At 68.2% G+C, this 26,949-nt stretch carries 23 protein-coding genes; 13 read left to right on the top strand and 10 right to left on the bottom strand.

Annotated features, from left to right (window positions below):
* Positions 1–81 precede the first annotated feature (81 nt).
* Positions 82–1,356: an MFS transporter gene (locus tag ACGFWE_RS26635; RefSeq protein WP_393602238.1), complete on the top strand. Its 1,275-nt coding sequence runs from the start codon at positions 82–84 to the stop codon at positions 1,354–1,356.
* An 83-nt stretch (positions 1,357–1,439) separates the two neighbouring features.
* Here ACGFWE_RS26635 and ACGFWE_RS26640 read toward each other — a convergent pair whose 3' ends face one another.
* Positions 1,440–2,882 (bottom strand): CCA tRNA nucleotidyltransferase, encoded by a 1,443-nt coding sequence (locus ACGFWE_RS26640; protein WP_393602240.1) that lies wholly within the window; start codon positions 2,880–2,882, stop codon positions 1,440–1,442.
* A gap of 254 nt (positions 2,883–3,136) precedes the next feature.
* Between ACGFWE_RS26640 and ACGFWE_RS26645 the strand changes: the two genes are divergently transcribed.
* The 7 genes from ACGFWE_RS26645 to trxA all read left to right on the top strand — a co-directional run bounded on the left by ACGFWE_RS26645 (position 3,137) and on the right by trxA (position 12,768).
* A complete protein-coding gene (locus tag ACGFWE_RS26645; RefSeq protein WP_393602242.1) occupies positions 3,137–5,506 on the top strand; it encodes a DUF6049 family protein in 2,370 nt (789 codons plus the stop codon).
* Positions 5,507–5,550: 44 nt separating this feature from the next.
* Complete coding sequence (gene murJ / locus ACGFWE_RS26650; RefSeq protein WP_393602244.1) at positions 5,551–7,812, top strand: murein biosynthesis integral membrane protein MurJ; 2,262 nt, start codon at positions 5,551–5,553, stop codon at positions 7,810–7,812.
* A gap of 120 nt (positions 7,813–7,932) precedes the next feature.
* Positions 7,933–9,621, top strand: a complete 1,689-nt coding sequence (locus ACGFWE_RS26655) for a protein kinase family protein (protein WP_393602246.1) — start codon at positions 7,933–7,935, stop codon at positions 9,619–9,621.
* Between the two features lie 17 nt (positions 9,622–9,638).
* On the top strand, positions 9,639–10,364 hold the full coding sequence (gene sigM / locus ACGFWE_RS26660; RefSeq protein WP_352387186.1) for an RNA polymerase sigma factor SigM: 726 nt from the start codon (positions 9,639–9,641) through the stop codon (positions 10,362–10,364).
* Positions 10,361–11,254, top strand: coding sequence for an anti-sigma factor family protein (locus tag ACGFWE_RS26665; protein ID WP_393602248.1), 894 nt, complete (start codon positions 10,361–10,363; stop codon positions 11,252–11,254). Before sigM ends, ACGFWE_RS26665 begins: the two co-directional genes overlap by 4 nt.
* 168 nt (positions 11,255–11,422) lie before the next feature.
* Positions 11,423–12,391 carry a thioredoxin-disulfide reductase gene (gene trxB / locus ACGFWE_RS26670; RefSeq protein ID WP_389998474.1) on the top strand — a complete coding sequence of 323 codons (969 nt, stop codon included), beginning with the start codon at positions 11,423–11,425 and terminating at the stop codon, positions 12,389–12,391.
* Between the two features lie 44 nt (positions 12,392–12,435).
* Positions 12,436–12,768 (top strand): thioredoxin, encoded by a 333-nt coding sequence (gene trxA / locus ACGFWE_RS26675; RefSeq protein WP_007383275.1) that lies wholly within the window; start codon positions 12,436–12,438, stop codon positions 12,766–12,768.
* Positions 12,769–12,820: 52 nt separating this feature from the next.
* Here the strand turns inward: trxA and ACGFWE_RS26680 are convergent, their stop codons facing one another.
* From ACGFWE_RS26680 to rpmH, 9 genes are all read right to left on the bottom strand, one after another.
* Positions 12,821–13,438, bottom strand: a complete 618-nt coding sequence (locus tag ACGFWE_RS26680; RefSeq protein WP_352387191.1) for a GNAT family N-acetyltransferase — start codon at positions 13,436–13,438, stop codon at positions 12,821–12,823.
* Between the two features lie 325 nt (positions 13,439–13,763).
* Positions 13,764–14,858, bottom strand: a complete 1,095-nt coding sequence (locus ACGFWE_RS26685; protein WP_352387193.1) for a ParB/RepB/Spo0J family partition protein — start codon at positions 14,856–14,858, stop codon at positions 13,764–13,766.
* Complete coding sequence (locus ACGFWE_RS26690; protein WP_352388018.1) at positions 14,855–15,928, bottom strand: ParA family protein; 1,074 nt, start codon at positions 15,926–15,928, stop codon at positions 14,855–14,857. The genes ACGFWE_RS26685 and ACGFWE_RS26690 overlap by 4 nt, the downstream gene beginning before the upstream one ends.
* A gap of 265 nt (positions 15,929–16,193) precedes the next feature.
* Complete coding sequence (gene rsmG / locus ACGFWE_RS26695; protein WP_352387195.1) at positions 16,194–16,910, bottom strand: 16S rRNA (guanine(527)-N(7))-methyltransferase RsmG; 717 nt, start codon at positions 16,908–16,910, stop codon at positions 16,194–16,196.
* Positions 16,911–17,028: 118 nt separating this feature from the next.
* Positions 17,029–17,541 carry a protein jag gene (locus ACGFWE_RS26700; protein WP_393602252.1) on the bottom strand — a complete coding sequence of 171 codons (513 nt, stop codon included), beginning with the start codon at positions 17,539–17,541 and terminating at the stop codon, positions 17,029–17,031.
* Between the two features lie 15 nt (positions 17,542–17,556).
* Positions 17,557–18,843: a membrane protein insertase YidC gene (gene yidC / locus ACGFWE_RS26705; RefSeq protein WP_393602254.1), complete on the bottom strand. Its 1,287-nt coding sequence runs from the start codon at positions 18,841–18,843 to the stop codon at positions 17,557–17,559.
* 3 nt (positions 18,844–18,846) lie between these two features.
* Positions 18,847–19,197 carry a membrane protein insertion efficiency factor YidD gene (yidD, locus tag ACGFWE_RS26710; protein WP_031036269.1) on the bottom strand — a complete coding sequence of 117 codons (351 nt, stop codon included), beginning with the start codon at positions 19,195–19,197 and terminating at the stop codon, positions 18,847–18,849.
* On the bottom strand, positions 19,194–19,565 hold the full coding sequence (gene rnpA, locus ACGFWE_RS26715; RefSeq protein WP_352387201.1) for a ribonuclease P protein component: 372 nt from the start codon (positions 19,563–19,565) through the stop codon (positions 19,194–19,196). The genes yidD and rnpA overlap by 4 nt, the downstream gene beginning before the upstream one ends.
* Before the next feature lie 21 nt (positions 19,566–19,586).
* Positions 19,587–19,724 (bottom strand): 50S ribosomal protein L34, encoded by a 138-nt coding sequence (gene rpmH / locus ACGFWE_RS26720; protein WP_005482975.1) that lies wholly within the window; start codon positions 19,722–19,724, stop codon positions 19,587–19,589.
* A 383-nt stretch (positions 19,725–20,107) separates the two neighbouring features.
* Between rpmH and dnaA the strand changes: the two genes are divergently transcribed.
* The 5 genes from dnaA to ACGFWE_RS26745 all read left to right on the top strand — a co-directional run bounded on the left by dnaA (position 20,108) and on the right by ACGFWE_RS26745 (position 26,918).
* Positions 20,108–22,069, top strand: a complete 1,962-nt coding sequence (dnaA, locus tag ACGFWE_RS26725) for a chromosomal replication initiator protein DnaA (protein ID WP_393602256.1) — start codon at positions 20,108–20,110, stop codon at positions 22,067–22,069.
* A gap of 891 nt (positions 22,070–22,960) precedes the next feature.
* Positions 22,961–24,091 carry a DNA polymerase III subunit beta gene (gene dnaN, locus ACGFWE_RS26730; RefSeq protein WP_020119489.1) on the top strand — a complete coding sequence of 377 codons (1,131 nt, stop codon included), beginning with the start codon at positions 22,961–22,963 and terminating at the stop codon, positions 24,089–24,091.
* Between the two features lie 234 nt (positions 24,092–24,325).
* Positions 24,326–25,201 carry a phosphogluconate dehydrogenase (NAD(+)-dependent, decarboxylating) gene (gnd, locus tag ACGFWE_RS26735; RefSeq protein ID WP_352387205.1) on the top strand — a complete coding sequence of 292 codons (876 nt, stop codon included), beginning with the start codon at positions 24,326–24,328 and terminating at the stop codon, positions 25,199–25,201.
* Positions 25,202–25,254: 53 nt separating this feature from the next.
* Positions 25,255–26,376 carry a DNA replication/repair protein RecF gene (gene recF, locus ACGFWE_RS26740; protein WP_352387207.1) on the top strand — a complete coding sequence of 374 codons (1,122 nt, stop codon included), beginning with the start codon at positions 25,255–25,257 and terminating at the stop codon, positions 26,374–26,376.
* Positions 26,373–26,918 (top strand): DUF721 domain-containing protein, encoded by a 546-nt coding sequence (locus tag ACGFWE_RS26745; protein WP_393602259.1) that lies wholly within the window; start codon positions 26,373–26,375, stop codon positions 26,916–26,918. Before recF ends, ACGFWE_RS26745 begins: the two co-directional genes overlap by 4 nt.
* Positions 26,919–26,949 lie beyond the last annotated feature (31 nt).

The raw sequence follows: 26,949 nt of genomic DNA on the forward strand, positions 1-26,949 counted from the left end.
CTCAAACGCTCCTGCCAGGGCTGCAGAGGGTCCCCGGGCTGTATCGCCCGGGGACCCTCGCCGTATGTGAGGCTGTGCCCCATGTCCGTCGTCCGCGATCTGCGTGTCCTTCTCCGCCTCCGGGACTTCCGGCGTCTGCTCTTGGTGCGCCTGCTCTCCCAGGGCGCCGACGGCGTCTACCAGATCGCGCTCGCCGCCTACGTCGTGTTCTCCCCGGAGAAGCAGACCTCTGCCACCGCGATCGCCTCCGCGATGGCGGTCCTGCTGCTCCCCTACTCCTTGGTGGGCCCCTTCGCCGGCGTCCTCCTGGACCGCTGGCGCCGCCGCCAGGTCTTCCTCTACGGCAACCTCGTGCGCGCTCTGCTGGCATCGGCGACGGCCGTCCTGATGTTCAGCCACGTCCCGGACTGGCTCTTCTATGTCTCGGCCCTGTGCGTCACCGCCGTCAACCGCTTCGTCCTGTCCGGCCTGTCCGCCGCGCTGCCCCGTGTCGTGGACGAAGAACGACTGGTGATTGCCAACTCCCTGTCCCCGACGGCCGGAACGCTCGCCGCGACCGCGGGCGGCGGCCTCGCCTTCGCCGTGCGACTACTGGTCGCCGACTCCGACACGGCCGTGGTGCTGCTGGGAGCGGGGCTCTATCTGTGCGGTGCACTCGCCGCACTGCGCATACCACCGGAACTGCTGGGCCCCGACCGCGAATTGGTCCAGCCCCGTCTCGGCGCCGCCCTCGCCGGAACGACCCGCGACCTGGCCGCCGGCGTACGGCACCTGACCGCACCCAGCCGCCGGTCAGCCGCCCGGGCGCTCGGCGCGATGTCGGTCATGCGGTTCTGCTACGGCGCTCTGCTGGTGATGGTGCTGATGCTCTGCCGGTATGCCCTGACGTCCGATGCGGACGACGGACTCGCCCTGCTGGGGCTGGCACTAGGAATCTCCGGCGCCGGCTTCTTCGTTGCCGCGATCATCACGCCGTGGGCTGCAGGGAAGCTCGGGCCGGAGCGCTGGATCGTCGTGTGTGCGGCGACGGCTGCAGTACTGGAGCCCACCCTCGGGCTCCCCTTCGCCACCGCCCCCATGCTCACCGCGGCGTTCGTGCTGGGTCTGATCACCCAGGGCGCGAAGATCGCCACGGACACCATCGTGCAGTCCTGCGTCGACGACGGGTTCCGGGGCCGGATCTTCTCCGTCTACGACGTCCTGTTCAACATCGCCTTCGTGGGCGCCGCGGCCGTAGCCGCCCTGATCCTGCCGCCGGACGGCCGCTCGGCGACTCTGGTGGTCACGGTCGCCGCCCTCTACGCAGTGATCGCCGTGGCGATGACGAGAGAACGGCAGATGGCGACGGAACGATGAAGGGGCGATGTTTCACGTGAAACACCACCCCTCGATGCGTTCGGGGTCATGTTTCACGTGAAACATCGCCCCGTTTCACAGCCTCAGTCCTGAGCGGCCCACCACTCCTTGAGCGCGGCCACCGCCTCGTCGTGCTTCATCGGCCCGTTCTCCAGACGAAGCTCCAGCATGTGCTTGTACGCCCGACCCACCGCAGGGCCGGGTGCCACGTCGAGGATCTCCATGATCTGGTTGCCGTCGAGATCGGGCCTGATCGAATCCAGTTCCTCCTGCTCCTGAAGCTGGGAGATCCGCTCCTCCAGGCCGTCGTAGGCACGCGACAGCGCGGTCGCCTTGCGCTTGTTCCTGGTCGTGCAGTCCGAGCGGGTCAGCTTGTGGAGCCGGTCGAGCAGCGGACCCGCGTCCCGCACATAGCGGCGAACCGCCGAGTCCGTCCACTCCCCGGTGCCGTATCCGTGGAAGCGCAGATGGAGTTCAACGAGTCGCGAGACATCCTTCACCAGCTCGTTGGAGTACTTGAGTGCCGTCATCCGCTTCTTGGTCATCTTCGCTCCGACCACTTCGTGGTGGTGGAACGAAACCCGGCCGTCCTGCTCGAAGCGCCGGGTGCGCGGCTTGCCGATGTCGTGGAGCAGCGCGGACAGGCGGAGCGTCAGGTCGGGCCCTTCCTTCTCCAGCGCGATGGCCTGCTCCAGGACAATCAGCGTGTGCTCGTAGACATCCTTGTGCCGGTGGTGCTCATCGCTCTCCAGGCGCAGGGCCGGAAGCTCCGGCAGCACATGCTCGGCGAGCCCCGTGTCGACCAGCAGCGTCAGTCCCTTGCGCGGATGAGCGGACAGGATCAGCTTGTTCAGCTCGTCCCTGATCCGCTCGGCGGAGACGATCTCCAGGCGCCCGGACATCTCCGTCATCGCGGTGACCACCTCAGGTGCCACCTCGAAGTCGAGCTGCGCCGCGAAGCGCGCGGCCCGCATCATCCGCAGCGGGTCGTCGGAGAAAGACGCCTCCGGAGTTCCCGGCGTCCGCAGCACACGCGCCGCGAGGTCATCGAGGCCACCGTGCGGGTCGATGAACTTCTTCTCCGGCAGAGCGACGGCCATCGCGTTCACGGTGAAGTCACGCCGGACGAGGTCCTCCTCGATGGAGTCGCCGTACGACACCTCGGGCTTGCGTGAGGTGCGGTCGTACGCCTCCGACCGGTAGGTGGTCACCTCAATCTGGTAGCCGTCCTTCTGCGCCCCCACGGTGCCGAAGGCGATCCCGACCTCCCACACCGCGTCCGCCCACGGCCGAATGATCTTCAGAACGTCCTGGGGGCGAGCATCGGTGGTGAAGTCCAGGTCGTTGCCGAGCCGGCCGAGCAGTGCGTCCCGGACCGAACCGCCGACCAGGGCGAGTGAGAACCCGGCCTCCTGGAAGCGGCGGGCGAGGTCGTCGGCGACAGGTGCGACCTCAAGCAGTTCGTTCACCGCGCGGTCCTGCACCTGACTCGGGGCACTGAGGTTGTCTTCGTTGGCGTTCGGCACAACAGAAGAGGGTACGTGGCCCGGGCGTTGCGGGGCGCCTCCATTAAACGTGCACAGACTCGCCAGCCGGACCTGCACAAGCCCTGCCCCGAAGACTCACGGCGGTGCTCCCCTTCATACGTGCACATTCGGGACAGTGCGGCAGTGTTGCCCGATCTTGTGGAGCAGTCCGCGGCACTTCCCCTCAGCGCGCATCGTTACCATGCGTGGACGCACATTCCGACGACCACTGACGACGAGGGACGGGCGAGCGCGTGGCCGAGGCGGCAGACTTCCAGGGGACGAGTCCCTCACCTGCCCGCCGCTTGCTGCGGCGTACCGGGGCCCTGCTCGCGGCGGCCCCTCTGCTGGCCGGCCTGTGCCAGGTTTCCGCCGCGGCGCCCGCTGAGGCAGCCGCCGCCTCCGGATCCGTGTCCGTCGCGATCGACACACTCACCCCCAGCGTGCCTACGGACGGTGACACGATCACCGTGTCGGGGACGGTGACCAACAACGCAAAGCAGGCCGTCACAGCCGCCCATGTGGGACTGCAGGTGGGCCCGGAGGTGAACACCCGCTCGTCGATCGACACCGTCACCGAGGACGGGGACTCGCTCCAGGGCGCGACGGGGTCCGAGGTCGGCGGCAAGTATGTGGCGAAGTTCACGAAGCTGACGCCCGGGGTGGCCGAACCCTTCTCCATCTCCGTACCGGTCGACGAGCTGGACCTCGGTGACCCCGGCGTCTATCAGTTCGCCGTCTCCCTCTCGGGCGAGACCTCCGCACAGCCGTGGGACCAGCCGCTCGGCATCCAGCGGACCTTCCTGCCCTGGCAGCCCGACGAGCCGGACACGAAGACGAAGACGACGTTCCTGTGGCCGCTGATCTCCACCGTGCACATGACGGCGGAGACCGGCTCGAACGCACAGCAGACGCCGGTCTTCCTCGACGACGACCTCGCCGAGGAGATCTCGGCGGGCGGCCGACTGGACCAGATGCTGACGCTGGGCGAGAACCTGGACGTCACGTGGGTGATCGACCCGGACCTGCTGGCGTCCGTCGACGCGATGACCCGCAGCTACCGGATCCAGGGCGAGGGCGACACCACCACCGCGGGCACCCACCAGGCCCTCGCCAAACAGTGGTTGGCCAAGCTGCAGAACACCGTGGAGGACAAGGAGGTCGTCGTGCTTCCGTTCGCCGATCCCGACCTCGCCTCGCTGGCCCACAACGGCACGAGCGTCACCGGCTCGCTCAGTCATCTCGACGAGGCCACCGACGTCGCGGCCACCACGGTGAGGACCGTGCTCCACGTGACGCCGAGCACCGACTTCGCCTGGCCCGTGAACGGTGCGGTGGACCCGTCGATCGTCAAGGTCGCCACCTCCGCCGGAGCCGACAAGGTGATCGCCCGCAGCGACAGCCTGCAGGAGACCGCAGGACTGTCGTACACGCCGTCCGCGGCCCGCCCCATCGGCGGCGGCACCACGGCGGTCGTCGCGGACGCGCGGCTGTCCACCGCGTTCCAGGGCGATCTGACGAAGGCCTCCTCCACCACGCTCGCCGTCCAGCGGTTCCTCGCCCAGAGCCTCACTCTCGACCTCCAGACGGACAAGCAGCGCAGCATCGTCGTCGCTCCGCAGCGCATGCCCACGGCGAGCCAGGCCGACGCCATGGCCGAAGCGATCACCGCGCTGCAGGCCGGGAACTGGTCACAGACCCAGAAGCTCACGGCGGCGGCCGCGGCCAAGCCCGACCCCGGGGCCACCACCAAGGTGCCCGCCGCGTCCGCCTACCCCTCCTCGCTGCGCAGGCAGGAGTTGCCGAAGTGGGCCTTCCAGCAGATCGCGAGCACACAGAACAAGCTCGACAACTTCAAGGTGATCCTTTCCGACCAGTCCCGCGTCGTGACGCCCTTCGGGCGAGCCCTGAACCGCGAGATGTCCACGTCGTGGCGGGGCCGGTCCACCGGGGCGAGCAGCTTCCGCAGTGACGTCAAGGCCTACCTCGACGACCTGACCTCCCAGGTGAGCCTGATCGACAAGTCGGAGACCAAGCTCTCCGGCCGCAGCGCCACGATCCCCGTGACGGTCCAGAACAACCTGGTGCAGGGCGTGGAACACCTGAGACTGCGGCTGACCTCGTTGAGCCCGAACCGGCTCGAGATCGGCGGCTCCTCCTACTACGAGCAGCCGGTCGAGGTCTCGGGCGGCCACAGCCAGACGGTGAAGTTCACCACGACGGCCAACGCCAACGGCAAGGCCTCGGTGATCGCCCAGCTGTACACCGAGGACGGTCAGCCGTACGGCCAGGCCGTCAGGTTCGACGTGAAGGTCACCGAGTTCACGGCCACCGTCATGCTGGTCATCGGCGGCGGTGTCCTGCTGCTGGTGCTGGCAGGATTCCGGATGTACACCCAGCGCAAACGCGCGGCGGCCCGTGAGGCGGACCAGAACGGCCCGGACGACGAGGCGGGCGAAGCCGTGGACGGCCCGGAGAACCCGGAAGGCCCACAGGACCGTCTCAAGGACGAGACCGGCGCCGGGCCCGGGGCCGACGACCCCGAGCAGCCGAGTGACCTGACAGCGGACACCGCAGCGGAAAGCGCCGACCCGTCCGGCACGGGTGAGAGAGTGGACCGTTGAGGATGTCGTGGCCGGTGGGCCCGGGACGATGAGGTGGGGTAACCATGAACGCGCCGTACGACGGTGATCGCGGTCAGGGCGCGGACAGCTCGGGTCACTCCGAGGGGCCGCCGCCCGAGCATGGCCAGGTGCCGCCGCAGGCTCCCGCGGACATGTATCTCCAGGACGCCTACGAGCAGGACCCCTACCGGGCACAGGACCTCCATGCCCAGGATCCGGTCGCCGAGGCCCTCTACGACCGTGCCGCACATCCCCCGCCGCCCCCCGGCACCCATCAGCCCCAGCAGCCGTTGTACTCCCAGCCTCCCCAGTCTCCTTACGCCCCGGACCCGAACGTCTGGGCGCAGACGCCGGCGCCCGAGCCGGAGGGCCCGACGCAGTACCTGCCGTACGGCGACGACCCCCGCACCACCCAGTTCGTGGGAGTCGACGACCTGGTGAGCCAGGCCGGCGAGGAACGCCACGAGCCGGACGCGTTCGCGCATCTCTTCCGCGACCAGCAGCAGCGTGGCGGCCGCCCGACGGATCCCCCGTCGGTGCCGGCGCCGGGCGGACCGTCACCGGCACCGCAGTTCCAGACTCCCGCGGCGCCTGCACCCTCGGCCGACGAGACGATGAATCTCGGTACCGCGTCGGCTGTGGCGGAGGCGGCCCCCGCCGCCCCCGCGAAGCAGGGCGGCAAGGCAGGCGGTCTGCTGAAGTCGAGCGCCGTGATGGCGGCCGGCACGATGGTCTCGCGTCTGACCGGCTTCATCCGCTCGGCGCTGATCGTGTCGGCGCTCGGCACCGCCTTCCTGGGCGACTCCTTCCAGGTGGCCTACCAGCTGCCGACCATGATCTACATCCTCACCGTCGGCGGTGGCCTGAACTCCGTCTTCGTGCCGCAGCTCGTCCGCGCCATGAAGGAGGACGACGACGGTGGCGAGGCCTTCGCGAACCGGCTCCTGACGCTCGTCATGGTGGCTCTCGCCGCGCTCACCGCGCTCACGATGTTCGCGGCGCCGCTCCTGGTGCGTGCGCTGTCGGACTCCGTGGCGGCCAACCCCGCGGCCAACGACGTCGCCATCACCTTCACCCGCTACTTCCTGCCCTCCATCTTCTTCATGGGCATCCACGTGGTGATGGGACAGGTCCTCAACGCCCGCGGCAAGTTCGGCGCGATGATGTGGACTCCGGTCCTCAACAACATCGTCATCATCGTGACGCTCGCGATGTTCCTGTGGGTGTACGGCACCGCCAGGCACTCCGGCATGACCGTCACGAACATCCCGCCGGAGGGACAGCGGCTGCTCGGCGTGGGCATCCTGCTCGGCCTTGTGGTGCAGGCCCTCGCGATGATCCCGTATCTGCGGGAGACCGGGTTCCGGCCGCGGCTGCGCTTCGACTGGAAGGGCCACGGTCTCGGCAAGGCCGCGATGCTCGCGAAGTGGACCATCCTGTTCGTCCTCGCCAACCAGGCAGGCGCCCTGGTCGTCATCCAGCTAGCCACCGCGGCCGTCGCCGACACCAAGATCCCCGGCACCGGCTTCAGTGCCTACGCCAACGCCCAGCTCATCTGGGGCCTCCCGCAGGCCATCATCACCGTCTCGCTGATGGCCGCCCTGCTGCCGCGCATCTCCCGCTCGGCCGCGGAGGACGACGCCGGCGCGGTCCGCGACGACATCTCGCAGGGCCTGCGCACCACAGCGGTCGCCATCGTGCCCATCGCCTTCGGCTTCCTCGCCCTCGGCATCCCGATGTGCACGCTGATCTTCGGTGCCTCCAGTACCGGCGCCGCCACGAACATGGGGTACATGCTGATGGCCTTCGGCCTCGGCCTGATCCCCTATTCGGTCCAGTACGTCGTCCTGCGGGCCTTCTACGCCTACGAGGACACCCGGACACCCTTCTACAACACCGTCATCGTGGCGGCCGTCAACGCCGCCGCCTCCGCCGCCTGTTACGCCCTGCTGCCGCCCCGCTGGGCCGTGGTCGGCATGGCCGCCTCCTACGGTCTCGCGTACGCGATCGGTGTCGGCGTCGCCTGGAACCGGCTGCGCAAGCGCCTCGGCGGCGACCTGGACGGCAACCGCGTCCTGCGGACCTACGCCCGGCTCTGCATCGCCTCGGTACCGGCGACAGTCCTGAGCGGAGCGGCCTGTTACGGCATCGGTCACTCGCTCGGCCAGGGAGTCGTCGGTTCGTTCGCCGCTCTGATCGCGGGTGGAGCGGTTCTGCTCGGGACCTTCTTCGTCGCCGCACGCAAGATGCGGATCGAGGAGCTGAACTCACTGGTCGGCATGGTCCGGGGGCGTCTGGGGCGCTGAGGCAGGGGTACGCGCACAACCATCGTCCGCCACCGTGTGTCGTGCATAGCGGCGGACTGTGGGCACAATTGGATTCTGCGTCGCACGGCGCGCAATGAATTGGGGAGGCAGGGAACGACGGTGGCGGAACGGAGCACGGCTGCCGTCGACGTGGCAGACACCAGCGGTGACAAACCGCTGACCGCCAAGGCGGACCAGTCCACGGCCGACGGCGTGGCCAAGAACCGGGAGCGGGACACGGAAGACGTCGAGGCACAGGGGAGTGGCGGGACCGAAAGCCTTGGCAAGGCGTCACCGCCGGAGTTGCACAGCGGCCACAAACTGGCCAGACGCTACCGTCTCGAGGAGTGCCTCACCCGTCTGGACGGCTTCAGCAGTTGGCGTGCCGTCGACGAGAAACTCCGTCGTGCCGTCGGCGTGCACATCCTGCCCGCCGACCATGCGCGGGCGCGCACCGTCCTGGCCGCGGCCCGTTCCTCCGCGCTGCTCGGCGACCCGCGCTTCGTCCAGGTCCTGGACGCCGTCGAGGAGAACGACCTCGTCTACGTCGTCCACGAGTGGCTGCCCGACGCCACCGAGCTGACCACCCTGCTCACCCCGGGCCCGCTGGAGGTGTACGACGCCTACCAGATGGTCACTCAGGTGGCGTCCGCCATGGCCGCGGCCCACCGTGAGGGACTCGCGCATCTGCAGCTGAACCCGAACGCGGTCCTGCGCACGTCGAGCGGGCAGTGGCGCATCCGCGGCCTCGCCGTGAACGCCGCGCTGCGAGGCGTCACTTCCGAGTCCCCCCAGCGGACGGACACGGAGGCGATCGGCGCGCTCCTGTACGCGGCACTCACCCAGCGGTGGCCGTACGAGAACGACGCCTACGGTCTGGCCGGTCTGCCCAAGGACATCGGTCTCATCGCACCCGACCAGGTACGGGCAGGTGTCCACCGCGGCCTGTCAGAGCTGTCCATGCGAGCGCTCGCCAACGACGGCGCCACCGCCTCCCGGCACGAATCGCCATGCACCACGCCCGAGGAACTGGTCAAGGCGATCGGTGAGATGCCCCGCATCCGCCCGCCGGAGCCGGCGTTCACGGCCCCGCCCGAGTACCAGCGCACGACGTACCAACAGGGCAGCTACGGCCGCCCGGCACCGCATCCCGGTGTCACCCAGCCCGTACCGTCCCCGCCACCGCCGCTGCAGAGCCGCACGGGCCGGGCCCTGAAGTGGGCGGTCTCCGCGCTCCTCATCGCCGCGCTGGGCCTGGGCAGTTGGCAGCTCGCGGACGCGTTGATGGACCGGGGCGGCAAGTCGGACGAGAACCAGACCCAGACGACCGACGACGGCGACAAGAGCCCCACCAAGGCGGCCAGCACTCCGATCGCGATCGCCAAGGGGTACGACTTCGATCCGTTCGGCGACGGATCCGAGAAGCCCAACGACATAAAGAAGGCCTACGACAACGACACCTCGTCGTACTGGGAGACGAAGTTCTACGAGGGCGCCGACTTCGGGAACCTCAAGCCGGGTCTCGGGATAATTCTCGACCTCGGCAAGGTCCAGGACATCGGCAAGGTCACCGTCACGTTCATGGGCGACACTTCTGTCGAGCTGCGCGCCGCCTCCAGCGACGCGAGTTCCCGGCCGACCGCCTTCGACGCCTACACCAAGGTCGCCGAGGGTTCCGGCACGGGTGTCCCGCTCAAGCCGGACAAGACCGTGAAGTCCCGCTACCTTCTGGTCTGGCTGACCAAGTTGCCCCTGACAGAGGAAGGCACCTACCGCGGCCGGGTGGCGGACATCAAGGTCACCAGTTAAGGCTGAGGAGGGGTCCGATGGCAGATGACACCGCGTATGGCGACACCAGCGATCAGGACCTCCTGGCCCGTCATGTAGAGGGCGACCCCGACGCCTTCACCGAGCTCGTGCGGCGGCATCGGGATCGCCTGTGGGCCGTTGCCCTCCGCACGCTCGGGGACCGTGAGGAAGCCGCTGACGCCGTTCAGGACGCGCTGGTGTCCGCCTACCGGGCGGCGCACACCTTCCGGGGGCAGTCGGCGGTCACCACCTGGCTGCACCGCATCACGGTGAACGCCTGCCTGGACCGGGCCCGAAAGGCAGCCTCCCGCAAGACATCCCCCGTGGACGACACCGAGCGCCTCGAGCAGCTCCTGGAGCCGCACGAATCCGCCTCGGCGCCCGCGGAGCGCAACGACCTCCACCGCCAACTCGTGGAAGCCCTCGGCACCCTCCCGCCCGACCAGCGCGCCGCCCTCGTCCTCGTGGACATGCAGGGCTACCCCGTCGCCGAAGCCGCCCGCATGCTCGACGTGCCGACGGGGACGGTGAAGAGCCGCTGCGCCCGAGGCAGAGCCAGACTGCTCCCGCTTCTCACCCATCTGCGGCCGGAAAACGCCGGAGGCGGCAGAGAAGCGGGCGCTGGACGGAACCGGGCGCAGGGGACATCCGTCCCACCCGCAGCGGGGCCTCCGTCAGGAGGCCCGCCAGATTCGGGATCAAGCGATTCAGCTGCAGTGAAGGGCGGAGGTGGGCGAGCGTGACTTCCTCGACAGACACAGCCGGGCACCCGGATGTCGCGGAGATCTCCGACCTCACCGAAGGCCTCCTGTCCACGTCCAGGACAGCGGACGTACGCAGGCATTTGGACGAGTGCGAACTCTGCGCGGACGTTCACGCGTCACTGGAGGAGATCCGCAGCCTGCTCGGCACGCTGCCGGGCCCGCCTCGCATGCCCGCTGACGTCGCCGGCAGGATCGACGCCGCCCTCGCCGCGGAGGCTCTCCTGCAGGCAACTGCTCCGGAGGCCGTGAACGCACCGGCACCGGTCGAGAGTACGCATGTTTCACGTGAAACATCGCCCGTCATCGACCGCCCCACAGGACACGCCCGTACGTCCACCACCGGTCCGGGCCGCAAGGACCGCAAGAAGAACGGACGCCGCAAGGTTGTCGTCCTCGGAGCGGTCTTCACCGTCGCCGCACTGGGATTCGGCTCCGTTCTGCTGTCGTCGTTGGACGACGGCAAGCCGACCGGCTCGGCACACGGACAGCCGACCGCCTCAGCCGACACCTTCTCCGCGAGCGGTCTGGAGAAGCAGGTCTCGAACCTTCTCACCGAGAATCGTGCGAGCGGCGGGTCTCGGTCTCCGCACACCAGCATGGGCGCGGCGAGCATCCCCGGCTCCGAGGATCCCCGCACCCTCAGGACGCCCGAGGTTCCCCCGTGCATCCAGAACGCCCTCCGCACCAGCGACTCGCCACTCGCAACCAAGGACGGCGTCTACAAGGGCACGGACGCACTTCTCGTCGTGCTGCGTGACCCCTCCGACAGCACCCGGGTCACCGCCTACATCGTGAATGCGACGTGCGTGAAGAACGCACCGACCGGCACGGCGAAGGTTCTGCTGAAGCGGTCCTACGCGCGTTCCTGAGCGGTCGCGCTTCGTCTTCGTCCTGCGTGGTAATCCGTACGGTGTGGCCTCTCCGTGTGCCCGGACACACCGGGAATGCGCGCCCCTTAGGATCCGTTGGGTGGGGTGAGAGTTCTGAGAGGGGCTCCACCGGTCCGACGACGCAGTCCAGAGACGAGGAACCAAGCCGTGAGCGACGTCCGTAACGTGATCATCATCGGATCCGGGCCCGCCGGCTACACGGCGGCGCTCTACACCGCGCGCGCGTCGCTGAAGCCGCTGGTGTTCGAGGGCGCCGTCACCGCCGGCGGTGCGCTGATGAACACGACCGAGGTGGAGAACTTCCCCGGCTTCCAGGACGGCATCATGGGCCCCGAGCTCATGGATAACATGCGTGCCCAGGCGGAGCGTTTCGGGGCCGAGCTCATTCCGGACGACGTCGTCAGCGTGGACCTGACCGGAGAGATCAAGACCGTCACCGACACCTCGGGCACGGTCCACCGGGCGAAGGCCGTGATCGTCACCACTGGTTCGCAGCACCGCAAGCTCGGCCTGCCGAACGAGGACGCCCTCTCCGGTCGCGGTGTCTCGTGGTGCGCCACCTGTGACGGCTTCTTCTTCAAGGACCAGGACATCGCCGTGATCGGCGGCGGTGACACCGCGATGGAGGAGGCCACCTTCCTCTCCCGCTTCGCCAAGTCCGTGACGATCGTCCACCGTCGTGACACCCTGCGCGCCTCCAAGGCGATGCAGGAGCGTGCCTTCGCCGACCCGAAGATCAAGTTCGTATGGGACAGCGAGGTCGCCGAGATCCAGGGCGACCCGAAGCTCTCGGGCCTGAAGCTGCGCAACCTCAAGACCGGCGAACTCTCGGACCTGGCGGTCACCGGCCTGTTCATCGCGATCGGCCACGACCCGCGCACCGAGCTCTTCAAGGGCCAGCTCGAACTGGACGGTGAGGGCTACCTGAAGGTGGAAGCGCCTTCGACCCGCACCAACCTGACCGGTGTCTTCGGCGCCGGTGACGTGGTCGACCACACCTACCGCCAGGCGATCACCGCGGCCGGCACCGGCTGCGCCGCCGCTCTCGACGCCGAGCGCTTCCTCGCCGCCCTCGCGGACGAAGAGAAGGCCGAGCCCGAGAAGACCGCTGTCTGACCCCCATCCCGCCCCACCGCACCAACCCAGTTAAGGAGCCCGCCGTGGCCGGCACCCTGAAGAACGTGACCGACGATTCCTTCGAGCAGGACGTCCTGAAGAGCGACAAGCCCGTCCTGGTGGACTTCTGGGCCGCCTGGTGCGGACCGTGCCGTCAGATCGCTCCGTCCCTCGAGGCGATCGCCGCCGAGTACGGCGACAAGATCGAGATCGTCAAGCTGAACATCGACGAGAACCCGGGTACGGCCGCCAAGTACGGCGTCATGTCCATCCCGACGCTGAACGTCTACCAGGGTGGCGAGGTCGCCAAGACCATCGTCGGTGCCAAGCCGAAGGCCGCGATCGTCCGCGACCTCGAGGACTTCATCGCTGAGTGATGTTTCACGTGAAACACGATGGGGCCGGCCCGAAAGGGCCGGCCCCATCGCATTACAGGGGGCGTAGCGCCGGTTCCTTCTGGACGGCCCCCAGAAGCCGGTCCAGTGCCATCTCCACGTCTTCTTTCCAGGAGAGTGTGGTGCGCAGCTCCAGCCTCAGCCTCGGATACGTGGGATGGGGCCTGACCGTCTTGAAGCCCACCGCAAGGAGATGGTCTGCGGGAAGCAGGCAGGCGGGTTCTTTCCACCGGGCATCGCCGAAGGCCTCGATGGCCTTGAAGCCCCGCCGCAGCAGGTCCTTGGCAACCGTCTGCACCATCACACGGCCCAGGCCCTGCCCCTGATAGCCCGGCATGATGAACGACGTCATCAGCTGGACGGCGTCCGGAGAGACGGGGCTCGTGGGAAACGCCGTCGAGCGAGGAACATACGCCGGAGGGGCGTAGAGGACGTAGCCGACCGGTACGTCGTCGACGTAGACGACCCGGCCGCACGATCCCCAGTCCAGGAGTACGGCGGAGATCCAGGCTTCTTTCTCCAGAGCGGCGGTTCCGGCCTTTACCGCGGCTTCTCCACTGACGGGGTCCAACTCCCAGAAGACGCACGAGCGGCAACGCTGGGGTAGGTCCGGAAGGTTGTCCAGCGTGAGCGGTACGAGCCGACGCCCCATGAAGGCTGTTCCTCGCTTCCCTCGCCCGCCGCGTCGCGGGCAGCCGTCAGAGCGCTCCGTTCCCTGAGCAGGCTACCGACGAATCCGCCGACCGCCCCCAGTCCCAGGCCCGCGCTCACCAGTCCGCTTCGGCTCATCGTTCGCATGGCCCCTGTCTCCCCTCAGAGGTACTGCCGGGTGGATGTGCCGCACCCAGTCGCATCGTATCCATCCAGAGATTCCATCGATACCGGCTGAAAGCAAAGAGCGGGCCTGTTCCGGGACACACCGGACACAACCCGCTCTTCACGCTTCGCCTGGGCGGTGTCACCCTGGCGATCCTGACTCAGCCTTCCGTCTCCTCGGCGTCGTCGTCCAGCAGGCTCTTCTGCAGAACTGGTCCCTCACCGGGGGCGAGGGAGCTGAGGATGCGTTCGAGGTCCTCCATCGAGGCGAACTCGACGGTGATCTTGCCCTTCTTCTGCCCCAGATCGACCTTCACCCGTGTCTCGAAACGATCCGAGAGACGAGTCGCGAGGTCACTCAGCGCCGGAGAGACCCGGGCGCCGGCACGCGGCCCCTTGGAGCGCTGGGCGGTCTGCGGCCGCGACCCCATGAGCGTCACGATCTCCTCGACCGCACGCACCGACAGTCCCTCGGCCACGATCCGATGGGCCAGCCGATCCTGCTCCTCCGAATCCTCGACGGAGAGCAGGGCACGGGCGTGTCCGGCCGAGAGCACTCCGGCCGCCACGCGGCGCTGCACTGCCGGCGAGAGCCTCAGCAGACGCAGGGTGTTGGAGACCTGCGGTCGGGACCGGCCGATGCGGTCCGCCAGCTGGTCATGCGTGCAGTTGAAGTCCTTCAGCAACTGGTCGTAGGCGGCTGCCTCTTCCAGCGGGTTCAGCTGAGCACGGTGCAGGTTCTCCAGGAGGGCGTCCAGGAGAAGCTTGTCGTCGTCCGTGGCCCGCACGATCGCGGGGATGGCCTCCAGGCCGGCCTCACGGCTGGCCCGCCAGCGCCGCTCACCCATGATGAGCTCGTAGCGGGCGGGGCCGACCTGCCGTACGACGACCGGCTGGAGAAGGCCGACTTCCTTGATGGAAGTGACGAGTTCCTGGAGTGCGTCATCGTCGAAGACCTCACGCGGCTGGCGTGGGTTCGCCGTGATGGAGTCGAGGGGGAGCTCCGCGAAGTGGGCTCCGATGGGCGGCGGGGGTGTCTCCGGGTAGCCGTTGACCGACGGGGTTTCATGTGAAACAGGCGGCAGCGTGGCCACCTTCGCCGCGGCCACCCCACGGTCGGTCGTCAGCACCGGGACGGACGTCGGAGACGCGGAACCAGCGCCTCCCATCGCCGCCGGGGTCGGCGTCTTCTCCGTCGGGGCAGCGGGGATCAGTGCGCCCAGACCACGACCCAAACCCCTCCGTCGCTCGCTCACTGGATCCCCTCCACCATGCTCGGATTGCTCTGTGCGCCGATGTGCGCCTGCGTCGGGTCATAGCTGACGCCGACGCCCCTCAGCGCGATCTCTCGTGCTGCTTCAAGGTAGGACAGGGCCCCACTCGATCCTGGATCGTAGGTCAGCACCGTCTGTCCATAGCTCGGCGCCTCGGAGATACGGACCGAGCGGGGAATGCTCGTCCGCAGCACCTCGTCGCCGAAGTGAGTGCGCACCTCATCCGCGACCTGGGACGCGAGGCGCGTCCGGCCGTCGTACATGGTGAGCAGGATGGTCGATACGTGCAAGGTGGGGTTGAGGTGACCCCGCACCAGATCGACGTTACGCAGCAACTGTCCCAGACCCTCCAGCGCGTAGTACTCGCACTGGATCGGGATGAGGACCTCCGCACCGGCCACGAGCGCATTGACCGTCAGCAGGCCGAGCGAGGGCGGACAGTCGATGAGGATGTAATCCAGGGGCTGCTCGTACGCCTGGATCGCGCGCTGCAGTCGGCTCTCACGGGCCACCAGAGACACCAGCTCGATCTCCGCACCGGCGAGATCGATGGTGGCGGGGGCACAGAAGAGACCTTCGACATCAGGGACGGGCTGGACGACCTCGGACAGCGGCCTGCTCTCGACCAGGACGTCATAGATGGACGGCACTTCCGCGTGATGGTCTATACCCAGAGCCGTGGACGCGTTGCCCTGAGGGTCGAGGTCGATGACCAGGACACGGCCGCCGTGCAGAGCAAGCGAAGCGGCAAGATTGACGGTCGTCGTCGTCTTACCCACCCCGCCCTTCTGGTTGGCAACGACCATGATCCGGGTCTGCTCGGGCCGTGGCAGGCCCTCGCCGGCACGGCCAAGAGCCTCTACCGCCAGTTGGGCAGCACGACCGATCGGAGTGTCGTCCATCGGGGGCGGTGTTTCACGTGAAACATCCTCCCCCATCGACTCGGTTCGGGGACCGGGGACCGGATCGGTCATCGGTCCCGCGATGTTGGCGTCGGACCGCAAGGATTCACTCTCCTCGACTTCAGGCTCGCAATGAACAGAGCCTCCCATGTCTTCGGGGGTGTGAACCAGTGAGGCCTGTTGTTCTGTGGAGAAATCCACCTCTGTGGACAACTCCGTTACCTCTCCGAGTGACCCGAGAGGCTTTCGGTCACGGGGTTCGGCCGCAGCGCGGCCCCGGCTGATGATGCCGTGCAGCAGTGAGCGACGTTTCACGTGAAACACGATGCAGGGCAGCAGTGCCCGTTCTGCCGCGACACTCCGGCATGCATAGGTTTGACAGCTTGTGTGGAGTACGTCTCGTCGTCAGGACGGATCAGCGGCGTCGACGAGTACGACCGGTACGGGCCGCCTTGGCACGCTTGGCCGCGAACCGCACACCACCGGGACTCTCCCCGACCTCGACCCTCACCACCGTGGACAACGGATCGACCACGCCCTCGCCCACATGCAGGATGGAAGTCCCCACGGCGCCGAGCTTGCTCAGGGCCGTGCCTGCCGCTTTGAGTTCCTCCTCCGCGGTATCGCCCTTGAGCGCGAGCATCTCTCCGTAGGGGCGCAACAGCGGAACCCCCCACGTCGCCAGCCGGTCCAGCGGTGCCACGGCCCGCGCCGTCACCACATGCACCGGGTTCAGCTTGCCCATGACCTCCTCGGCACGGCCCCGCACGACCGTCACATGGTCCAGGCCCAGCAGCTCCACGACCTCCGTCAGGAAGGTCGTGCGCCTCAGCAGCGGCTCCAGCAGCGTGATTTTCAGATCCTCGCGGACGAGAGCCAGGGGAATGCCGGGCAGACCGGCACCGGAACCGACGTCGCACACCGTCACGCCCTCGGGAACGACCTCGGAGAGCACCGCGCAGTTCAGCAGATGCCGCTCCCACAGCCGGGGCACTTCGCGGGGGCCGATGAGACCACGCTGCACACCCGCCTCGGCGAGCAGCTCGGCATACCGCACCGCGTCCTCGAAGCGATCGCCGAACACCTCGCGCGCCTGCTCGGGCGCGGGGGGAAGCTCCGCTGCCTCCGTCACGGGGAACCGTCCTTCCGTACCGCATCAGCGCACCGGGCGCTGATCATCAGAACTATCAGGCTGACAAAGTTCGGCCCCGCCTGCTCTACAGACGGGGCCGGAGGAACGTACGGACCGATCAGGCGGGAAGCACGACGACGAAGCGCTGTGGCTCCTCGCCCTCCGACTCGCTGCGCAGCCCGGCGGCCTTGATCGCGTCGTGCACGACCTTGCGCTCGAACGGCGTCATCGGCTTGAGCTTCACGGACTCGCCGGTGCTCTTCACCTCGGCGGCGGCCTTGGCACCCAGCTCGGAGAGCTCGGCGCGCTTCTTGGCCCGGTAACCGCCGATGTCCAGCATCAGCCGGCTGCGGTCCCCGGTCTCCCGGTGCACGGCAAGGCGGGTGAGCTCCTGCAGGGCCTCCAGCACCTCGCCGTCCCGACCGACCAGCTTCTGCAGGTCGCGGCTGGCCACGTCGCTGATGATCGAGACAGCGGCGCGGTCGGCCTCGACGTCCATGTCGATGTCGCCGTCGAGATCAGCGATGTCGAGCAGACCCTCGAGGTAGTCCGCCGCGATCTCGCCCTCCTGCTCGAGGCGGGTCAGGGTGTCTGCACCCTCGGCAGCGGCGGAGGTGGTGCCTTCCGTCACGGGATGGACTCCTTCTTACTTCTTGGACGGGGACTTGGGCCGCTGCGGACCCTTGCGCTGTCCGGACTGGGCCTTGCTGCGGGTACCGCCGCCGGTCTGCTTCTTGGCGGGAGCGGCGGCCTTGGCGTCCTCGGGCTCGTCGGACTTGCTCAGTGAGATCGACTCCGACGACGAGCTGTCCTCGACTGCCTTCGAGCCGGCCGAAGCCGCACCCGACTGACGCTGGGACTTGCTCTGCCGCTTGGGCTGCTGACGCTTGGGAGCCGCCGCGCTCGCCGTCGAACCGTCCTCGGTCTGGACCGCGGCCTGGGACTCGCTCTGCACGACCGAGCCGTCGGCCTGGGCCGCGAGGCCCGCCTTGTTCAGAGCGTTGATGAACTTGCGCTCGAACTCGTTGCGGTCGCGGCCCTTGGCGACGATCGCCTTGATGATGGTGCGCTCGCTGCGCTTGCGGGCCTTGCCGTGGCTCGTGACGTGGTGGGTGAGGCGCTCCAGGTAGGCGGCCTGGGCCTTGGAACCCGGCGTCGGGTTGTTGCGGATGACGTACATCTGCTGGCCCATGGTCCACACGTTGGTGGTCAGCCAGTAGACAAGGACACCGACCGGGAAGTTGATGCCGAAGACGGCGAACATGACCGGGAAGACGTACATCAGCATCTTCTGCTGCTGCATGAACGGCGTCTTCACCGTGGTGTCGACGTTCTTCGTCATCAGCTGGCGCTGCGTGTAGAACTGCGACGCCGACATCATGACGATCATGACCGCGGTGACGACCCGGACATCGGTCAGCGAGGCGCCGAGTGCCTCGACCTTGCTCGAACCGTCCGTGAACTTCGCGGCCAGCGGGGCACCGAAAATGTGCGCCTTACGGGCACTGGCCAGCAGCGAGTCGTTGATGACACCGATCGTCGAGCCGGTCGCGATGCCGTTGAGCACGTGATACAGGGCGAAGAAGAACGGGGACTGCGCCAGGATGGGAAGGCACGAGGAGAGCGGGTTGGTGCCCGTCTCCTTGTACAGCTTCATCATCTCTTCGGACTGACGCTGCTTGTCGTTCTTGTAGCGCTCCTGGATCTTCTTCATCTCGGGCTGGAGCGTCTGCATGGCCCGCGTCGACTTGATCTGCTTCACGAAGAGCGGGATCAGGCAGATACGGATCAGGATCACGAGGGACACGATCGACAGGCCCCAGGCCCACCCGGTGTCAGGGCCGAAGATCTTGCCGTACACCGTGTGGAACTGAACGATGACCCAGGAGACGGGTGTCGTGATGAAGCTGAAAAGACTGGCAATCGTGTCCACTAATCATGCTCCTTGGGCATGGGACGGAGTCTCTGCGGCCGGGCTCGAAGGATTCTGTCCCTCGGTGGCCGAGGCGGCGGAGGGCCCGCCCCTACGTGCACGCCAGGCGTTACGCAGCATTTCGTGCCACCGCGGACGCTTGCGCGGCGGGACATGGTCCACACCGCCCAGCGACCACGGATTGCACCGCAGGATGCGCCAGGCGGTGAGTGCCGTTCCCTTGATCGCACCGTGCCGGTCGATGGCCTGGTAGCCGTAGTGGGAGCACGACGGGTAGTACTTGCACACCGGCCCCAGCAGCGGGCTGATGGTCCACTGGTACAGCTTGATCAGCGCCAGCAGCGGGTACTTCATCGTGCGCCCCCTCCCAGCAGCCGCTGAACGGCGGCATCCAGGTCTCGGGCCAGCTGTTCATAATCGGCGTCGCCCGCCTCGGGCAGCGCTCGTACGACTACCAGGCTACCGGGGGGAAACAGGGCGACCCTGTCGCGCATCAGATGGCGAAGCCTGCGCTTCACCTTGTTGCGCACCACAGCACCGCCCACGGCCTTGCTCACGACGAAACCCGCACGCGTCGGGGGAGCGCTCTCCCCAGGCGCGTGCGGGTCCGTGGCACCGCTACGAAAGTGGACGACGAGACACGGGCGGCCGGCCCGGCGCCCTCGTCGTACCGCGGTCGCGAAGTCCTCGCGCCGCCTCAGCCGGTTCTCGGTGGGCAGCACGACGGCATGACCTGACCGGTATCAGGCGGACAGGCTGGCGCGACCCTTGCTGCGGCGGTTCGCCAGAATCGCGCGGCCGGCACGGGTACGCATCCGCAGACGGAAGCCGTGGGTCTTGGCGCGACGACGGTTGTTCGGCTGGAAGGTGCGCTTGCTCACTCGGGGGCTCCAGAAATCAATCGGTGGTGGCGGGTGCCGTCCTGGCTGTCACCGTGCGCCCACGAGTAGCTCGCAGTTACGCCCGTGTGCACCGCTTCCCGATCACCCGAAGTGATCTGTGCCCATCGGAGGCAGGCGGCAGCAGCCATCGACAACTCGACCTGGTTACGGTACGCGCGGCTACGCCATCCGGTCAAACCAGTGGTCACCAGGAGACACTATCCACAGGCTGGGGACAACAACTTGAACCGCACCCGTCGCCCTGACTACCGTGGCTGAACTCCGATTCGTTCCGTTGACCCCTGCATTTCGGCTCCACCCCATTTGAATCCCGACTCGTCCCAGAACCACACGTTCGTGGGACCCGTGAGAGAGCGTGCCCTGTGGCTGACGTACCTGCCGATCTTGCCGCAGTGTGGCCACGCGTACTCGAGCAACTTCTCGGTGAGGGCCGCGTCCAGGGCGTGGAGGCGAAGGACGAGCACTGGATCCGGCGCTGCCAGCCGCTCGCGCTGGTCGCCGACACCGCCCTGCTCGCCGTACCGAACGAATTTGCGAAAGGCGTACTGGAGGGCCGACTGGCCCCGGCCGTCAGTGAGACACTGAGCCGCGAGTGCGGCCGCCCGATCCGCATCGCGATCACCGTCGACGACTCCGCGGGCGAACCCCAGGCCCCGCCCGCGCCTCCGGCCCCCCGGCCCCAGTCCCGCTACGAGGAGCCCGAGCTCCCCTCCAACCAGTACGACGGCTCGTACGACAACAACCAGTACGAGGGCTACGGCCGCCACCGCGCGGACGACTCCCCCCCGGGTCGCGGCGAACAGCGCCCCGGACACCAGGGCGACCGCGAGCCCCGCCCGGACCAGCTCCCCACCGCGCGCCCCGCCTACCCCTCGGAGTACCAGCGCCCCGAGTCCGGCGGCTGGCCGCGGCCGACGCAGGACCAGTACAGCTGGCAGCAACAGCGGCTCGGCTTCCCGGAGCGCGATCCGTATGCGTCCCCGTCGCAGGAGCCCTATCCGCAGGAGCCGTACCCGCAGGACTCGTACGGCCCTCCGTCACAGGACTACCGTCCGCAGCCGAGGGAGCGCTCGTCCTACGACAGCCAGCGCTCCGACTACGACCAGCGGCCGGACTACGACAAGCCCCGCTCCGACTACGACCAGCGCGACACCCGCCGGGAGCTGCCCGATCCGCCGCCAGGCTCCGGGCGAGTCCACCGCGGCGGCCCGGTCGGCTCCAACCTGCCCACCACCGGCGCCCCCGGCCCGCTGGCCGCGCAGCCCGCGCCCGCGACCGGACCCGGTGAGCCCACCGCGCGGCTGAACCCGAAGTACCTCTTCGACACGTTCGTCATCGGCGCCTCCAACCGCTTCGCGCACGCGGCCGCGGTGGCGGTCGCCGAAGCGCCGGCCAAGGCCTACAACCCCCTGTTCATCTACGGGGAGTCGGGGCTCGGCAAGACCCACCTGCTGCACGCGATCGGGCACTACGCGCGCAGCCTGTATCCCGGCACGCGCGTGCGGTACGTGAGCTCGGAGGAGTTCACCAACGAGTTCATCAACTCCATCCGCGACGGCAAGGGCGACAGCTTCCGCAAGCGCTACCGCGAGATGGACATCCTGCTCGTCGACGACATCCAGTTCCTCGCGGACAAGGAGTCGACGCAGGAGGAGTTCTTCCACACCTTCAACACGCTCCACAACGCGAACAAGCAGATCGTCCTCTCCAGCGACCGGCCGCCCAAGCAGCTGGTCACACTGGAGGACCGCCTGCGGAACCGTTTCGAGTGGGGACTGATCACCGACGTCCAGCCGCCCGAACTGGAGACACGGATCGCGATCCTGCGCAAGAAAGCGGTGCAGGAGCAGCTCAACGCCCCGCCGGAGGTCCTGGAGTTCATCGCCTCCCGCATCTCGCGCAACATCCGCGAGCTGGAGGGCGCGCTGATCCGGGTGACGGCGTTCGCATCGCTCAACCGGCAGCCGGTGGATCTGGGCCTGACCGAGATCGTGCTGAAGGACCTGATCCCCGGCGGCGAGGACTCGGCCCCCGAGATCACGTCCACGGCCATCATGAGCGCCACGGCCGACTACTTCGGTCTGACCGTCGAGGACCTGTGCGGCACCTCGCGCGGCCGCGCGCTCGTCACGGCCCGCCAGATCGCCATGTACCTGTGCCGCGAGCTGACGGACCTCTCCCTGCCGAAGATCGGCGCGCTGTTCGGCGGCCGCGACCACACGACCGTGATGCACGCGGACCGCAAGATCCGCAATCTGATGGCCGAGCGGCGCTCCATCTACAACCAGGTGACCGAGCTGACGAACCGCATCAAGAACGGCTGACAGAAGCACTCGCAGAGCAGAGTCAGGGCGGTTTCACCGCCGAAGGGCGCCCCGGGACCTCGGTCCCGGGGCGCCCTTCGGCATGTCCGAGGTCACGCCGCCGTTGCCTGCTGTTCGATTCCCCGCCGGGTTACGGCCTCCCTCCACAGATGTGGTGACTTTTTGCCGTCCACATCCTGGGGACCGCGAAGTTGTCCAGATGGCCGTCCACAGGCTTGCTGCTGAAAGACCATCACGCCAGGTCAGGTGGTTGTGGATTCGTGGACGAACGATCTCCACAGACTGTGGACGGCGCGATGATCCACAGGCTGTGCACCGAGTTGTCCACCGGCAACCCACAGGCTGGGGCCGGTTGTCCCCAGCGATCACCGGCTTCTCCACATGCCTGTCCACTGTTCGGCAACGTGACGCGCCTGATCACCGGGTCGAGTGAAAGGCGTCACACGAAGGTGCCGGGTCGGGCTGTGGGAAAGCCGGCCAAAGCTGGGGACGGCGCTGGGGAGAACTCACCTCTGCCTGTGCACGGAGTGTGCAGAACTTTCTGTTCTCCACAGACAGGCTCAGTTGTCCACCGGCTCCGCCCACAGGGCCGGTGGACAAAATTCCTGCTCTGAGCTGGGAAAACAGGGTTATCCACGGTATCCACAGCCCCTACTACTACTCCCAACTAGAGAGAGCTGGGAATCCGTTTCGAAGTGGGGCCTGTGCACAACTCGCTGCCCTGTGCCCGACTGCCCCTCGTCACGACTTGACCCCGAGAGGCACCTACTGTCAGTGGGGTGCGTCAGACTGTTCCCCGGTGTCCTTCCCGGCACAGGGACCGACGACACCGAGACAGACGACGAAGCCAGGCAGGCCGAGCAGCGCCGGCAACAGCAGGAGGCGGCAACAGTGAAGATCCGGGTGGAACGCGACGTACTCGCGGAGGCAGTGGCCTGGGCGGCGCGCAGCCTCCCGGCCCGTCCGCCGGCGCCTGTCCTCGCCGGCCTTCTCCTGAAGGCCGAGGAAGGCCAGCTGAGCCTGTCCAGCTTCGACTACGAGGTCTCCGCGCGGGTCTCCGTGGAGGCCGAGGTCGAGGAGGAGGGCACGGTGCTGGTCTCCGGCCGCCTGCTCGCCGACATCTGCCGCGCCCTGCCCAACCGCCCGGTGGAGATTTCCACAGACGGTGTACGGGCCACGGTGGTCTGCGGCTCCTCGCGGTTCACACTCCACACCCTGCCTGTGGAGGAGTACCCGGCGCTGCCGCAGATGCCGAGCGCCACGGGCACCGTCCCCGGTGAGGTCTTCGCGTCCGCCGCCGCCCAGGTGGCCATCGCCGCGGGGCGTGACGACACGCTCCCCGTGCTGACCGGTGTGCGCATCGAGATCGAGGGCGACACCGTCACGCTGGCCTCCACCGACCGCTACCGCTTCGCCGTCCGCGAGTTCCTGTGGAAGCCGGAGAACCCGGAGGCGTCCGCGGTCGCCCTGGTGCCCGCCAAGACGCTCCTGGACACCGCCAAGGCGCTCACGAGCGGCGACAGCGTCATCCTGGCGCTGTCCGGCTCGGGCGCGGGCGAGGGCCTGATCGGTTTCGAGGGCGCGGGCCGTCGTACGACCACGCGTCTGCTCGAGGGCGACCTGCCGAAGTACCGCTCGCTGTTCCCGACGGAGTTCAACTCCGTCGCCGTGATCGAGACCGCCCCCTTCGTGGAGGCCGTCAAGCGTGTGGCCCTGGTCGCCGAGCGCAACACCCCGGTGCGGCTGAGCTTCGAGCAGGGCGTGCTGATCCTGGAGGCCGGTTCCAGCGACGACGCACAGGCTGTGGAAAGGGTGGACGCGCAGTTGGAGGGCGACGACGTCTCGATCGCCTTCAACCCGACCTTCCTGCTGGACGGCCTGAGCGCCATCGACTCCCCGGTGGCCCAGCTCTCCTTCACGACCTCCACCAAGCCGGCGCTGCTCAGCGGCAAGCCGGCCCTGGACGCCGAGGCGGACGAGGCCTACAAGTACCTGATCATGCCGGTGCGGCTGAGCGGCTGAGCATGCCGACCGGCCTGGGCTGGACGGCTGCTGGGGGTGTGGGGGTCGTCCCCCACAAGATCGCAGTATGCCGGTGCGGCTCAGCGGCTGAGCGCCCCAGCGGCTGAGTCAAAGCCCCAGGTGGGGGCATACGTTTGAGCGCGTATGCCCACAGGTGTGCGTGAGCGTCCGGGTTTAGGCTCGTACGTGGGTACGAAAGTGCCCCACACGCCACAGCAACCTAAGGAACCACTGATGGAGCTCGGTCTCATCGGCCTCGGCAAGATGGGCGGCAACATGCGCGAGCGGATCCGCCGCGCAGGCCACACCGTGATCGGATACGACCGCAACCCGGACCTCGCCGATGTCCACAGCTTGAAGGAGCTTGTGGACGCGTTGCAGGGCCCGCGGGTCGTGTGGGTGATGGTTCCGGCCGGTGCGCCGACCCAGGCGACCATCGATGAGCTGGCCGAGCTCCTGGAGCCCGGTGACGTCGTGGTGGACGGCGGGAACTCCCGCTGGACGGACGACGAGAAGCACGCCGGGGAGCTGGCCGCCAAGGGCATAGGTTTCGTCGACTGCGGTGTCTCGGGCGGTGTGTGGGGCCTGGAGAACGGTTATGCGCTGATGTACGGCGGCGACGCGGAGAACGTCGCCAAGGTGCAGCCGGTCTTCGACGCCCTCAAGCCCGAGGGTGACGCCGGTGCGGTGCACGCGGGCAAGGTGGGCGCCGGTCACTTCGCGAAGATGGTCCACAACGGCATCGAGTACGCGATGATGCAGGCCTATGCCGAGGGCTGGGAGCTGCTGGAGAAGGTCGACTCCGTGACCGACGTCCGGGAGGTCTTCCGCTCCTGGCAGGAGGGCACGGTCATCCGTTCCTGGCTGCTCGACCTCGCGGTCAACGCCCTCGACGAGGACGAGCACCTGGACAAGTTGCGTGGTTTCGCACAGGACTCCGGCGAGGGCCGGTGGACCGTGGAGGCCGCCATCGACCACGCGGTGCCGCTGCCGGCGATCACCGCGTCCCTGTTCGCGCGGTTCGCGTCCCGCCAGGACGACTCGCCGCAGATGAAGATGATCGCGGCGCTGCGCAACCAGTTCGGCGGCCACGCGGTCGAGACGAAGTAGTCCACAGGGCTGTTCACCACAGTCCACAAGCTGGGGGAGGTCGGCGACCGACCATGCACGTCACGCATCTGTCGCTGGCCGACTTCCGCTCGTACGCCCGGGTCGAAGTGCCGCTCGACCCGGGCGTCACCGCGTTCGTGGGTCCCAACGGGCAGGGCAAGACGAACCTGGTCGAGGCGATCGGCTACCTCGCCACCCTCGGCAGTCACCGGGTCGCCTCCGACGCCCCCCTGGTCCGCATGGGCGCCGACCGTGCGATCGTCCGGGCGCAGGTCCGGCAGGGTGAGCGGCAGCAGCTGGTCGAGCTGGAGCTGAACCCCGGCAAGGCGAACCGGGCCCGGATCAACAGGTCTTCGCAGGTCAGGCCGCGTGATGTGCTGGGGATCGTGCGGACGGTGCTGTTCGCGCCGGAGGACCTCGCGCTGGTGAAGGGCGACCCGGGCGAGCGGCGCCGATTCCTGGACGAGCTGATCACCGCGCGCTCCCCGCGCATGGCCGGCGTCCGCTCCGACTACGAGCGGGTCCTCAAGCAGCGCAACACCCTGCTGAAGTCGGCCGCCCTCGCGAGGCGGCACGGCGGCCGTTCGATGGACCTGTCCACTCTCGACGTATGGGACCAGCACCTCGCGCGCGTGGGTGCCGAGTTGCTGGCCCAGCGCCTCGACCTGATCGCCGCGCTTCAGCCGCTGGCCGACAAGGCGTACGAGCAGCTGGCTCCCGGCGGCGGTCCGGTCGCCCTGGAGTACAAGCCGTCCGCGCCGGGCGAGGCACACACGCGTGAGGCTCTCCATGAGCAGCTCATGGCGGCGCTCGCCGAGGTGCGCAAGCAGGAGATCGAGCGGGGCGTGACCCTCGTAGGGCCGCATCGGGACGATGTGAATCTCAAGCTGGGGCAGTTGCCCGCCAAGGGGTATGCCTCGCACGGCGAGTCCTGGTCGTACGCGCTGGCGCTGCGTCTGGCGTCGTACGACCTGCTCCGGGCCGAGGGCAATGAGCCCGTGCTGATCCTCGACGACGTGTTCGCCGAGCTGGACACCCGTCGCCGTGAGCGTCTGGCCGAGCTGGTCGCGCCCGGTGAGCAGGTCCTGGTGACGGCGGCGGTCGACGACGACGTGCCGCATGTGCTGGCGGGGACGCGGTTCACCGTGTCCGAGGGGACGGTGGAGCGCGCATGACCGACGAACAACTCCCTGCCGAGAAGCCTGAGCCGAGTGCCGAACCCTCCGGCGTCGACCTCGCGCGCGTGGCGCTGCGGGCCGCGAAGGCACAGGCACGCGCGCGTGGGGACGCGGCGCAGCAGAAGCGGCAGGCGCGGCGCGGAGGCGGTCTGCGCTCCGGTGCGCGCGCCGACGGACGCGACCCGATGGCCTTCGGTGCCGCCATCAACCGCTTGATCACCGAGCGCGGCTGGGAGACGCCGGCCGCGGTGGGCGGGGTGATGGGGCGTTGGCCGCAGATCGTGGGCGAGGACCTGGCCAAGCACTGTGTGCCGGAGAAGTACGACGAGGACGAGCGGGTCCTGGTGGTGCGCTGCGATTCCACGGCCTGGGCGACGAACCTGCGGCTGCTCGCCCCGCAGTTGGTGGCCCGCCTGAATGAGGATCTCGGGCACGGTGCTGTGAACCTGATCAAGGTGAACGGCCCCGGCGGGCCCCCTCGTCGCTATGGTCCGCTGCGTGCTCCCGGCAGCACGGGACCCGGTGACACCTACGGGTGACAGACATCACATCCAGGGCGTCGGCGGTGCC

The organism is Streptomyces sp. NPDC048523 (assembly GCF_043199815.1).
In the GTDB taxonomy this organism is placed as follows: Bacteria; Actinomycetota; Actinomycetes; order Streptomycetales; family Streptomycetaceae; genus Streptomyces.